The 11,723-nt window shown below is 58.3% G+C and carries 9 protein-coding genes and 1 riboswitch; of the genes, 2 read left to right on the top strand and 7 right to left on the bottom strand.

The annotated features are described in order from the left end of the window. Positions 1–311 precede the first annotated feature (311 nt). Positions 312–1,133: an exodeoxyribonuclease III gene (locus tag QP093_RS09700; protein WP_285016309.1), complete on the bottom strand. Its 822-nt coding sequence runs from the start codon at positions 1,131–1,133 to the stop codon at positions 312–314. A gap of 156 nt (positions 1,134–1,289) precedes the next feature. Here QP093_RS09700 and QP093_RS09695 point away from each other — a divergent pair, with 156 nt between their 5' ends. After that, a complete protein-coding gene (locus QP093_RS09695; protein ID WP_070724925.1) occupies positions 1,290–2,297 on the top strand; it encodes a cation diffusion facilitator family transporter in 1,008 nt (335 codons plus the stop codon). A gap of 16 nt (positions 2,298–2,313) precedes the next feature. On the opposite strand, the gene QP093_RS09690 is transcribed toward QP093_RS09695, so the two are convergent. The 6 genes from QP093_RS09690 to QP093_RS09665 all read right to left on the bottom strand — a co-directional run bounded on the left by QP093_RS09690 (position 2,314) and on the right by QP093_RS09665 (position 9,747). Then, a complete protein-coding gene (locus QP093_RS09690) occupies positions 2,314–3,225 on the bottom strand; it encodes a bifunctional methylenetetrahydrofolate dehydrogenase/methenyltetrahydrofolate cyclohydrolase (protein WP_070724921.1) in 912 nt (303 codons plus the stop codon). Continuing rightward, positions 3,222–4,514: a serine hydroxymethyltransferase gene (gene glyA, locus QP093_RS09685; protein ID WP_058237098.1), complete on the bottom strand. Its 1,293-nt coding sequence runs from the start codon at positions 4,512–4,514 to the stop codon at positions 3,222–3,224. The genes QP093_RS09690 and glyA overlap by 4 nt, the downstream gene beginning before the upstream one ends. Before the next feature lie 74 nt (positions 4,515–4,588). Then, a riboswitch (ZMP/ZTP riboswitch) is annotated at positions 4,589–4,673 on the bottom strand. A 43-nt stretch (positions 4,674–4,716) separates the two neighbouring features. After that, positions 4,717–5,595 carry a formyltetrahydrofolate deformylase gene (gene purU, locus QP093_RS09680; protein ID WP_285016307.1) on the bottom strand — a complete coding sequence of 293 codons (879 nt, stop codon included), beginning with the start codon at positions 5,593–5,595 and terminating at the stop codon, positions 4,717–4,719. Positions 5,596–5,717: 122 nt separating this feature from the next. Next, positions 5,718–7,046 (bottom strand): amidohydrolase, encoded by a 1,329-nt coding sequence (locus QP093_RS09675; RefSeq protein ID WP_070724917.1) that lies wholly within the window; start codon positions 7,044–7,046, stop codon positions 5,718–5,720. Positions 7,047–7,055: 9 nt separating this feature from the next. After that, entirely contained in the window at positions 7,056–8,555 is a 1,500-nt protein-coding gene (dcuC, locus tag QP093_RS09670; protein WP_285016305.1) for a C4-dicarboxylate transporter DcuC, read from the bottom strand. Positions 8,556–8,757: 202 nt separating this feature from the next. Next, positions 8,758–9,747: a malate dehydrogenase gene (locus tag QP093_RS09665; RefSeq protein WP_070724908.1), complete on the bottom strand. Its 990-nt coding sequence runs from the start codon at positions 9,745–9,747 to the stop codon at positions 8,758–8,760. Positions 9,748–9,974: 227 nt separating this feature from the next. On the opposite strand from QP093_RS09665, the gene QP093_RS09660 reads away from it, so the two are divergent. Continuing rightward, entirely contained in the window at positions 9,975–11,126 is a 1,152-nt protein-coding gene (locus QP093_RS09660; RefSeq protein ID WP_285016304.1) for a PPK2 family polyphosphate kinase, read from the top strand. Positions 11,127–11,723 lie beyond the last annotated feature (597 nt).

Genomic DNA, 11,723 nt, shown 5'->3' with positions numbered 1-11,723 from the left:
TACAAGCACAAGAGAAACCAGCGCCCCATTCCTGTTAACAAAACCCCACCAAGTCCTCACCGACCACGCCGAAAAAAACCACGGACACTAAACAGGAAGAACAGTCGCAAACGAACAGCACAAGCAACGCAACACTATTCAGCAAAACTAGCAACGCACCACACGTGAACGTTTGAAACTCAGCACAATCGTGCGGGCGATCCAGGGTCATGAGGTAGAAGACTGGCGAGCGTCGTCAGATCGGAAAGAGCCTATTTTTTCAGGAGATCTGGCTCGCACACACTGCTGTTCTTCAACGGGTGTGATTGCAATTAATCGAACTCATACGACACGGTCAAAGCGGCATGGTCTGACATGCGCGCATCGTAAGAGGCGGCGCGATCAATCGAAAAGGACCGTGCCTTTTGCGCCAGATCCGCCGTCACGAACTGATAATCAATGCGCCACCCGGCGTCATTATCGAATGCTTTGCCTCGCCACGACCACCACGTGTATGGGCCTTGGACATCCCCCGCAAGCTCGCGGACGGTGTCGCACCAGCCACCCTCGGCCCATGACGACACAAAGGCAATTTCCTCGTCGAGCACTCCGGCACGCTTGTTGTGGTTCGGCTTCCAGTTCTTGATGTCCAATTCGGAGCGAACGATGTTGAAATCTCCCGCAACGAGAGCTTGACGCCCCTTCGCCGAATTCGCAGCTTTCAACAGTTCGCTCATGCGCGCTGACACCCTCGGCAGGTGCGCCATCTTGGCATCCTGCTTCGGTGTATCCTTCTCGCCCGAATGGAAATACGCCGACACAAGCGTCAGTGGAGTGGCAAATTCAAGGTCTACTTCCAGCCAGCGACCCGAATCCACATCACTTTCCTGGTCGTCCAGCGTTGTCCGCACGTCTCCGATCAGCGCCTCGTTCTCAATCGGGACAGCGACTGCTACGCCCGCACGCCCTTTCGCCCGCGATGGCACGGCCACGACATGCCACTGCGGCCCCAGAATCTCACGCGTCACTTCTTCCGGCGCGCGCACCTCCTGCATCAGGAGGACGTCGGGGTGCTGGCGATTCAACCAGTCGTTCAGTCCTCGTTTAGCGGCAGCGCGGATCCCGTTGAGGTTGACAGTCGTGACGTTCAGCATGCCTCTATTGTGCCCGAAACTTCACCGAGTGGTCGCTTGCAAGCGACCACTCGACATCACGGACTTGGCAAGGCAGCGAGAAATGGCTACTCTATAGCCAACCAAGGATACCCCCTTGGGGTATTGATTTTCGTTGTCACCTAGCGAAAGGACGCCATGTCGCCCGATGTCGAGCATCGCGATTGCTGCGAGGAGTCGGAGCAATCATCACCCCACAGCAGGCCCACATCCGCCGAGAAGTCGCTTGCAAGCGACCACTCGCATTCACATTCGCACTCGCATGCTGCCAGTTCCCGAGGGCGTCTGATTGCAGCCTTGTCCATTACGGCAACTGTCCTCCTCGTCGAGACAATCGGCGGCGCACTTTCAGGATCACTCGCACTTTTTGCAGATGCCGGCCACATGGCGGTGGACTCCACCGGGCTGGTGATTGCGCTGATCGCGGCTCACCTTTCGCTGCGCCCGCGCACCGACAGATTCACATGGGGTCTCGCACGATCCGAAGTTGTCGCAGCGGCACTGCAGGCAGGTATGCTCGCCGCGATCTGCGTGATGATCGCATATGAAGCCATCGGCCGCTTCATGAACCCCGAGCAACTCGACACCCGCATCATGCTGATCGTCGGTATCCTCGGCCTGGCTGCAAACGTCGCTTCCCTACTCGTGCTGATGGGGGGCCGCAGTTCCTCGTTGAACATGCGCGCAGCGTTCCTCGAGGTTGCCACCGACGCGTTAGGGTCGGTCGCGGTCATCATCGGTGCGGTCGTCGCCCATTTCAGCGGATGGCTCCAAGCGGATGCCCTTGCCTCACTGCTCATCGCGTGCATGATGGCTCCGAGGGCGATCACGCTTTTACGCCGCTCGGTGGCGATCCTGATGGAGGAAACACCACCCGGCCTGGAACTGGCAACGGTGCGTGAGCATATGCTCCATGTTCAAGGAGTCGAAGACGTGCATGACCTGCATGCCTCGACCATTGCGACAGGAGTGATAGCCCTGACGGCTCACGTCACCGTCCAACCCGAGTTGAACGAGCACGAGCGATCCGACATTTTGCACACACTCGCCAGCTGCGTACAGGACCACTTCCCCGTCACGATCACGCATTCCACGTTCCAGTTGGAAAGCCCACAGCACCGCGAACATGAACAGTTAAGGCACTAAGCTCACACCTGCGCATCTACACCTGAGCGGAGAAACCCGCCTGTCGCTCAGCCATTTCAACCACGTTCGCCAACAGGAGGGCACGCGTCATCGGCCCGACGCCACCGGGATTCGGTGACAGCCATGCCGCAACACGATCAACTCCGTCGGCCACATCTCCATGCAGCCGCGCCCGGCCATCAGCTTCCGTCACGCGAGAAACGCCAACATCGAGCACCGCCGCGCCTTCACGCACCATGTCAGCGGTGATCAGTCCCGGCGAGCCAGCCGCAGCCACAATCACGTCAGCATTGCGCACCTGTTCAGCGAGGTTGCGCGTGCCCGTATGGCACAGCGTCACGGTCGCGTTGATGTTCTTACGGGTCAGCAGCAATCCAATCGAACGGCCGACGGTCACTCCCCTGCCAACCACGCATACATTCGCGCCATTGAGCTCCACGCCGTAGCGCTCCAACAGCTCAATGACGGCGCGCGGCGTACACGGAAGGGGCGAGGTGATGTCACCTTTTGCGCGCAGCACCAAGCGGCCCAGGTTCATCGGATGCAGGCCGTCAGCGTCCTTATCCGGATCGATGTGCTCCAACACGGCCTGGGAATCGACCCCGACGGGTAGCGGAAGCTGCACAATGAAACCCGTGCAGGCAGGATCAGCGTTGAGCTGGTCGACAGCCTGCTCGATATCAGCCTGAGAGGCCGACTCGGGCAAGTCAATGCGAATCGACTCGAGGCCAACCTCCGCACAGTCACGGTGTTTGCCGGCAACATAGGTCACTGACCCGGGATCTTCACCCACCAGGATTGTTCCCAGTCCTGCATGAACACCGGCTTCACGCAGACGTGAGATGCGCTCAGCAAGCTCGCCCTTTATAGCAGCAGCGGTGGCTTTCCCATCCAGTACCTGTGCGGCACCTTCCCACGGCGCTCTCACTGCTGCAGCCCGTCGTACAACGGGAAGGCATCAGTCAGTGCACGCACGCGCGCCTGCAGACCCTCCATATCCACTGTCTCCTTGGAGGCCGCCTGAACCAGTGCGGTCGCGATGATGTCGGCAACTTCGGTGAACTCCTCATCACCAAAACCGCGCGTAGCCAGCGCCGGCGTTCCGATACGCAGACCGGATGTGACTGCCGGTGGGCGCGGGTCAAACGGCACAGCATTGCGATTGACCGTGATGCCGACTTCGTGCAGCAGATCCTCAGCCTGCTTGCCGTCAAGAGTTGAATCAACGAGGTCAACGAGCACCAGGTGCACATCGGTGCCGCCGGTGACCAGCTTGATGCCGACCTTCTTCGCATCGTCGCGTCCCAGACGCTCTGCAAGTTTCTGCGCGCCAGCAAGAGTTCTGACCTGGCGGTCCTTGAACTCCGGGGTCTGAGCCACTTTCATTGCTACGGCCTTGGCAGCCACCACATGCATCAGCGGGCCACCCTGCTGACCTGGGAACACAGCAGAATTCAGCTTCTTGCCCCACTGCTCGCCGCGCGCGGACAAGATCATGCCGGAGCGGGGACCCCCCAGTGTCTTGTGGACCGTCGTGGTCACCACGTCGGCGTGGGGCAGTGGGCTTGGGTGCAGTCCGGCTGCAACGAGGCCGGCAAAGTGCGCCATGTCAACCCACAGCGCAGCGCCAACCTCGTCGGCAATGCTGCGGAAAGCAGCAAAGTCAAGGTGACGAGGGTAGGCCGACCAGCCGGCAATGATCACACGGGGACGCTCACGCAGCGCCACTTCACGCACCTGATCAGGCTCGATACGCATTGTTGTGCGGTCAACTTCGTATGCGGTGGCGTGGTACATCTTGCCGGAAAAGTTGATGCGCATTCCGTGTGTCAGGTGGCCGCCGTGAGCCAAGGACAGACCCAAAATCGTGTCCCCCGGTTTTGCCATCGCCATGAGCGCGGCGGCATTGGCCTGCGCGCCTGAGTGTGGCTGCACGTTGACGAAATCGGCACCGAAGACTTTCTTGGCGCGTTCAATTGCGAGGCTTTCAGCAACGTCCACTGCCTCGCACCCGCCGTAGTAGCGGCGTCCCGGGTATCCTTCGGCGTACTTGTTGGTCAGAACTGATCCCTGAGCCTGCAGAACGGCACGCGGGACAAAGTTTTCCGACGCGATCATTTCAAGGGTGGCGCGTTGACGGTTCAGCTCATCATCCAGCACTTTTGCGATGTCAGGATCGAGTTCGGCCAACGTATGGGAGTTGAGAGAATCACTCATTGCTGCTCCAGTTTTCAATTCGCTTGTCTGGCTTTCATTAGTGGCGAGGGCGGCCCCAGCCGTTCCTCGCTCGGTTGCGTGGCCCAGGCGGGCGACCGCGACAACCCTATTTCGCTCCCCGGTGGTCATCCCACCTGTTCGCCAGTTGCGACAGATTCATCTTATCAACTGTGTTCCGCTGCGGAAACCGCCAGTGCGGACACTAGCGGGAGAATACGACGGTTCGGTTGCCGTTCATCAGAACACGGCGTTCAGCATGCCAACGCACTGCCTGCGCGAGGACTCGGCGTTCAACATCCTGCCCCAGCTCCACCATGTCGCGGGTGGAATCGGCGTGCGTGACTCGCGTGACGTCCTGCTCGATGATCGGCCCTTCGTCCAGGTCGGCTGTAACGTAGTGCGCGGTTGCGCCGATGAGTTTGACGCCGCGTTCGTGAGCCTGGGCGTATGGGCGCGCGCCTTTGAACGAAGGCAGGAATGAGTGGTGAATATTGATGACGCGTCCGGCCATTTCACGGCATACCGAATCAGACAGGATCTGCATATAGCGGGCCAGGACGACCAATTCAACCTGCTCGGACTTGATGAGGTCAAGAAGTTCTGCTTCGGCGCGCGCCTTTGAATCCTTGGTGACCGGAATGCTGAGGAAGGGGACGCCGTAGAACTGTGCGACCGGCGCGAGGTCAGGGTGGTTACCGACAACTGCAACCACTTCGATAGGCAGACCTTGAGAGCGCTGCCGATAGAGCAGGTCCGTGAGACAGTGCCCTTCGCGCGAAACCATAATGACGGTGCGAAGCGGTCGCCCCAACTGGTCGACGCGCCAGGTGGCGTTGAACTTGTCGGCGATTCGTGTCAGGCCTTCTTCGACAGGACCTCGACCGACAGGTGATTCAGCTTCCATTCGCATGAAGAACAGGCCGGTATCCGGGTCACCGAATTGCTGCGACTGAATGATGTTGCCACCGATGTCGCTCATGATGCCGGAGGCTGCGTGAACAATTCCTGGCTGGTCCGGGCAAGAAAGAGTGATGACAAGCTTGTCGATTGTCGAGGGGGGCACTGTCGAATCATGTTCCATAGTCCTAAGGGTAATGATTCACAGGCACTCCGGCCTAATCCAGTCCACCGCTTCTGATACGTGGTGTGCGCCGAGTGGTCGCATGCATGCGACCACTCGGCGCCATAACGATGTGAACTCGGTCAGTGTGCGGCTGGCATTTCCGCGATGGCGGCTGCGCTGATGACGCGCACTCCTTTGGGCAGGACAGCTTCATCCACCGTGAACTCGACGGAGTGCAGGCCTCCCTTCGACGGAGTGAAGATCAGCAGCAATGAGGCCTTTCCGCCGTTGTCCTGGACTCGCTTCATCATGAATGCGTAGTCTTCGGAAGCGGTCATTTCCACCCACTTCGGGTCATTGGCGCGTACGCCCACCAACTCGCCAGCTTCAGCGATTCGGTCCATCAGGTCCGGATCGGAATCCAGGGAGATGGCCTCTCCCATGCGCACGATCTCGTAGTCGCACTCATACATCTGTGCAGCCGCTTCGATCACGGTGCGGGCTCGGTGCTCCATGTACTCGTTGATCTCGGTCGTTGAACCGCGAACTTCCATCTCAAAATGTGTATGATCTGCGACAATATTGCGGGTATCGCCGGCAACGATCTTGCCGACACTCACGCGGGTCGCCCCTTCTGAGTGGCGCGAAATCGCATACAGGTTCAACACTGCGGTGCACGCGGCGAGAATGGTGTTCTTGCCTTTTTGCGGCGCGCCTGAAGCGTGAGCTGCCAGTCCTTTCAGATTCACGTCGTACTTCGTGGTGGCCAGAGCCCCGCCGGATCCGGGCGCGTAGTCGGATTCTTCGAAGTCGTGTGGCCATACGTGTTGCGCGAACATGACGTCGACGTCATCGACATGGCCGGCGGCCACCATCGATTTCGCTCCGCGAACGCCTTCTTCAGCGGGCTGGAACAAAATCTTCAGCGTTCCTGACCAGGAGTCCTTCATCTGTGCCATTGTGCGGGCAACACCCAGCCCCATCGTGATGTGAGCGTCGTGTCCACACGCATGCATGGTGGAGGCGTGAATGGAGTTAAAACCCTCATCCGCCGGGTAGTACCCCTTTTCTGAAGATTCCTGCAGCGGCAGCGCGTCAATGTCGAAGCGCATGCCGACAGTGGGGCCGTCCCCATTGCGGAGAATTGCCACAGTACCTGTGTGTCCTCCGGCAATCGAGTGAACAAAGTCGGCGTCGGCACCCTCGTCAATCGCTCGGGCAATTGCGGCCTCATCTTCTTCGGAGCTGGGCAGTCCCATTCGCTCCTCAGACAGGCACGCGTCCTTTCCCTGCAGGACCTCATAGCCCCACTCGCGCAGATGCTGGACGATGATCGACGTGGTGCGATACTCGAGGAATCCGAGTTCAGGATGTGCGTGGAAGTCGCGGCGCCACTGGACCAGGTCATCGGTCATGGCGTCGACATTCGATGTGAGTGTTTCAGCGATCTGCATTGGTAAAAGAGCCATGTTTCCTCCTTAAATGAAGGCTCGAAGCAGGTAATCCCACACGATCGACGAGGTGACCATGATCACGTAAGCGGGGATCATGACGGGGATTGTTCGTTTGACGAGGTCGACCGGGCTGACATCACCAAGTCCGGCAACTGCAATCACGACGCCCGCGATAGGCGACATGGAGCGACCGATGCCTGATGCCAGTTCCATTGGCTGAGCCAGGAACACGGTGTCAACGCCCAGGGGTTTGGCAATGTCGGGGATAAGTTCTGAGAACGCGAACCACGGTGCGTTGCCGGAGCCCATCAGGACCGCTGACAGGAAGATCACCAACGTCATGATGATGGTGATCGGAATTGCCCCCATATTGAATCGCTCGGCGCCATCAATAATGAACGAAATAAACCCGAGCTGGGTTAAACCGGCAGCAAACATCTGGCCGCCGACAATGAGTGTCACGATGTTGACGAATTGGCGACCCATGCCCTCGAAGAAAACGGAGAAAGCGTCCGCGCCGCGTTGGAATGAACGGTAGCGAATCATTTCGCAAATAACGGCGAGCATTCCGGAAATAATCATGGCAGTTGCCACGTTCATTTTGATGCTGGTAATCACGAAAGGCGAGAAAACAATGAGCAGGACCAGTGGCGTAAATGGAAGGAGCGCGTATGCCTTCGGGGTCGGCTTGTCGACACGTTCAGCTTCCTTGGTGTCCGCCTTGGTCTTGGCGGCGGTGTCGGACCCACCATTTGCAGCGCGTTGTGCCAGGGCCGACTTTCCGCCCGAGGACCTTTTAATACCTGCGAGCTCAGCCTTGATTTCATCCCAGTCTGCTTTGTCGGGAGTAGTTCCGGCCTTGCGGTCGAAGTACTGCTGGACGAAGTAATGGAGGATGAACACCGATGCGACGACCACCAGTGCGACGGGCAGCTGGTATTGAATAAAATATTCCTGGACGGTCATGCCGGACGTCTGGGCCGCCATATTGGCGTTTGAGGAAGCAGGGCCAAGGTCCAGACAGCTGCCGGTCGCGATGACGCCCGTGGCAGACAGTTTCGAGATTCCCAGGGATCGCAGGAGCGGATAGACGGTCACCATCAGCAGCATCGCCAGGCCAGCTGCCGATGGAATGATCAAGCACAGTGTCTGAGCCAGGATGTAGGTGGAGGCAAGAACAACGTAGGGCTTGTTGATCTTCTGGAGCGGTTTGGTTGCGATGGCGACCAGTGCTGATGATGCACCGACTCGGTCCATGACCAGCGAGAAACCGCCGACCGCCATGATGATCAGACCGAGCTTGGCACCTAGATTCCCGAACGTCTGAGTGATCTGGTCGAAGACATCCAGGAACGCCGAGCCAGTGGTCTGGTCTTCATCCATCAATGGTTTCATTGACAGTGGAATAGCACAAAGCAGCATAAATAGACCGGAAAAAATCAGGACGGTCTGCGGATGATAACGGTGAAAAATCAGATACGCCACAACCACGGTCGTGGCAGTCGCTATGAGGAACCCAATCATTAGAATCCTTTCGATATTGTTTCCACACTGCATCGTTGAAGTGATAACAAACTCTATCTCTGAAAACAGGGATGGCGCATTCATATTCAAGTATGCCAGTCACAGCACAAAAAGAACGCTGGATGCGCTTCCTGATTATTGCTCGTGGAGCAAGTCAGGGAGGGCGTTCCAGCGTTCTTCTGGACTGTCCTGCTGGCGAGAACTACTTGATGAAGCCGAGGGCTTTCACTGCGTCGTATTCTTCCTGCAGAGCCTTGATGTTGTGGTCGATGCCGGCGCGGGTGGCTTCGGAGATTTCGAGGCCTTCAACGATCTGGTATTCGCCGTTCACTGCGCGCACCGGGAAGCCGAAGGAGAAGCCTTCAGGAACGTCGTAGTGCGAGCCATCTGAATGGACACCAGCGGTGACCCATTCACCTTCGGGCGTGCCGTGGATCCAGGTGTGCATGTGGTCGATCGCGGCGTTGGCTGCTGATGCCGCTGAGGACGCGCCACGTGCGGCGATGATGGCGGCGCCACGTTTGGCAACGACAGGGCGGAATTCCTCGTCGAGCCACTTTTCGTCAACCAGGTCGGTGGCCGGCTTTCCATCAACGGTGGCGTAGGAGACGTCCGGGTACTGATCGGCCGAGTGGTTGCCCCACACAACAATGTTCTTGATGTCGCTGACAGCTGCACCGGTCTTGTGGGCCAGTTGGCTGATGGCGCGGTTGTGATCCAGACGCATCATGGAGGTGAAGCGGTTGGCTGGCACATCGGGCGCAGCGTTGGCTGCGATCACGGCGTTCGTGTTGGCGGGGTTGCCCACGACCAGGACGCGCACATCTTCGGCTGCGCCAGCGTTGATTGCGGCACCCTGAGGTCCGAAGATTCCGGCATTGGCTTCGAGCAGGTCAGCGCGCTCCATGCCCTTCGAACGCGGGCGCGCACCCACGAGCAGGCCAACGCTGGTTCCCTCGAATGCCTTGGTGGCGTCATCGAAGATGTCGACGCCGGCCAGCAGCGGGAATGCACAGTCGTCGAGCTCCATGGCTGTGCCTTCAGCTGCCTTGACAGCCTGGGGGATCTCCAGCAAATGAAGCTTGACTGGAACGTCGGGTCCGAAAATTGCGCCTGATGCGATGCGGAAAAGCAGCGCGTATCCAATGTTTCCAGCGGCACCGGTTACGGTGACGATTTTGGGTTGAGCCATGATGTGGAACTCCTTGATTGAATGATCGAGCGTTCCCGGTAGGGTTCGCGTTCCGGCCCGGATCCGTGCTCCGAGCTCTCATGACAAGCCTACGGCGCAATTTTGTCCTTTACTAGGGAAAGCAGTCCCAAGTTTGCGACGACTCTGTGCAAAACGGTCGATCTTTTCCGCATTTATAGGCGTTTCTAAGGTGTAAAAGAGTCGCCCTCGTCACTAAAATGTCACCCATGGGTTCGAAGAAGAAAAAGAAGCGCGCCGACCGAGCAGATGCCGTGCCTACACGTGCCTCGACGATGGATTCTTCCCGGCAGCGAGGCTGGACAACTGATCCGCGCAAACTGCTTGCCGTTCACGGAGAGCTGGATTTGGCAACCATTTACCGTGACAAGACTCCCGGCTGGGACGAGGGTAAGAAGGACGGCCAGAAAGCTATGGAAGATCAGGCAACTGATCTGGCCGAGCTGCAGGAACGACTCTTTGCGCAGGCTCACAGCGATAACGGCAGCTCTGAAGCAGTGTTGATCGTCCTCCAAGGGCTTGATACCGCCGGTAAGGGCGGCATTGTGCGGCATGTGATGGGGTTGGTGGACCCGCAGGGCGTGTCTCTGGCGGCGTTCAAAGCCCCCACGAAAGAAGAACTCAAGCACCATTTTCTGTGGCGCATTCGCCGCGAGCTTCCCGAACCTGGAATGATTGGCGTGTTTGACCGCTCCCACTATGAGGATGTCTTGGTGCCGACGGCGCAAAAACTGGTGGGTCACGATGATGAGCATGGGCGCTCATGGGTCGTCGACGACAAGACCCTTCGAGATCGCTACCGCGCCATCAGGCGTTTCGAAAAGCGCACCCTGGAAAAGGGTATTCATATCATCAAGATTTTCCTTGCGATTTCTTTTGAAGAGCAGGGGGAGCGGCTGCGTGAGCGCCTCGACCGTCGTGACAAGCACTGGAAGTTCTCGACTGGCGACCTGGTGGTGCGCAATGAGTGGTCGCAATATCAGCAGGCGTATCAGGAAGTGATTTCGCGGACCTCCACTGATGACGCACCGTGGTATGTTGTCCCCGCTGATCGCAAGTGGTATGCGCGATTGGCGGTTTCAGAGATTCTGCGCCGCACGCTTATCGACATCAATCCGTCGTGGCCTCAGGCCTACTTCGATGTTGACCAGGCGCTTGTTGATTTGGAGAAGACGACGTCGCCGGAGGCTTTGGCTCGCTTTGCGTTCGAGCGTTCAGATTCGCATGAAGAGTTCCTCGACGCCCTCGCCGTAATGGACGAGGACGACGACGAGGGTGACTCTGATGACTCACAGTCCGCTCATTCAGGTGATGATGCGGATGAGATTCGCCTGTCCACTGACGCGTTCCGATACAACTAACTGTCGGAGCACGTAGCTGCCGGAACACGGTGAGCGCGGTAGGTGCACTGTCGTGCTCACGTTGATTCTGGCAGCTTGCCCACACCGCGGGGCTTGGGCCGTCATGGGCTTCACGGTCTGAGCTATCGGAGACGAGCTTGGCCCTTTCCGGGGCGGCCATGCCTGCGCTGGCGAGAGGGCAAGAGGGAAACTGTCGCGTCGTTTACAAGCGGCGGATAAACTCCGCTGCGACTTCGAGCGGGACAGGATCTTGTTTGATGAGTGCCCGCGTTGCCCTGATTTCGCCGCGCAACCACCGCTGCGGCGGTGATCAGAAGGATCAGAACAACACTCGCGCAAATCCCGACTATCATCGCGGACTCCATCCCTCGACGTTTGTCTCCATTCCGGCTTTCTTGAAATCCCCCTCTAGGATGTCAGAACTCGGGGAACGTCTCCTTGGCCTACTGCCGTGTTGTTGAGATTTTATCTGCACCGACTTATGTGCCGATGTGTTTGCTTTTCTTACCATGGTCCACAGAGTTTCTACCTCTCTTATAAATGCCGACCGCGACCGAATGTCGGCACTTAGAATCTTCGTGCTGAAGCGCCCGAGTA

The organism is Pauljensenia sp. UMB10120 (genome assembly GCF_030212035.1).
Classification (GTDB): Bacteria; Actinomycetota; Actinomycetes; order Actinomycetales; family Actinomycetaceae; genus Pauljensenia; species Pauljensenia radingae_A.
Note: the sequence above shows the minus strand (reverse complement) of the source record. Positions and strands in the feature narration are given on the sequence as shown.

Coding starts and splice junctions, on each gene's coding strand:
- QP093_RS09700 (WP_285016309.1), bottom strand. CDS start 1,133: ATGCTGAACGTCACGACTGTCAACCTCAACGGGATCCGCGCTGCCGCT.
- QP093_RS09695 (WP_070724925.1), top strand. CDS start 1,290: ATGTCGCCCGATGTCGAGCATCGCGATTGCTGCGAGGAGTCGGAGCAA.
- glyA (WP_058237098.1), bottom strand. CDS start 4,514: ATGAGTGATTCTCTCAACTCCCATACGTTGGCCGAACTCGATCCTGAC.
- purU (WP_285016307.1), bottom strand. CDS start 5,595: ATGGAACATGATTCGACAGTGCCCCCCTCGACAATCGACAAGCTTGTC.
- QP093_RS09675 (WP_070724917.1), bottom strand. CDS start 7,046: ATGGCTCTTTTACCAATGCAGATCGCTGAAACACTCACATCGAATGTC.
- dcuC (WP_285016305.1), bottom strand. CDS start 8,555: ATGATTGGGTTCCTCATAGCGACTGCCACGACCGTGGTTGTGGCGTAT.
- QP093_RS09665 (WP_070724908.1), bottom strand. CDS start 9,747: ATGGCTCAACCCAAAATCGTCACCGTAACCGGTGCCGCTGGAAACATT.
- QP093_RS09660 (WP_285016304.1), top strand. CDS start 9,975: ATGGGTTCGAAGAAGAAAAAGAAGCGCGCCGACCGAGCAGATGCCGTG.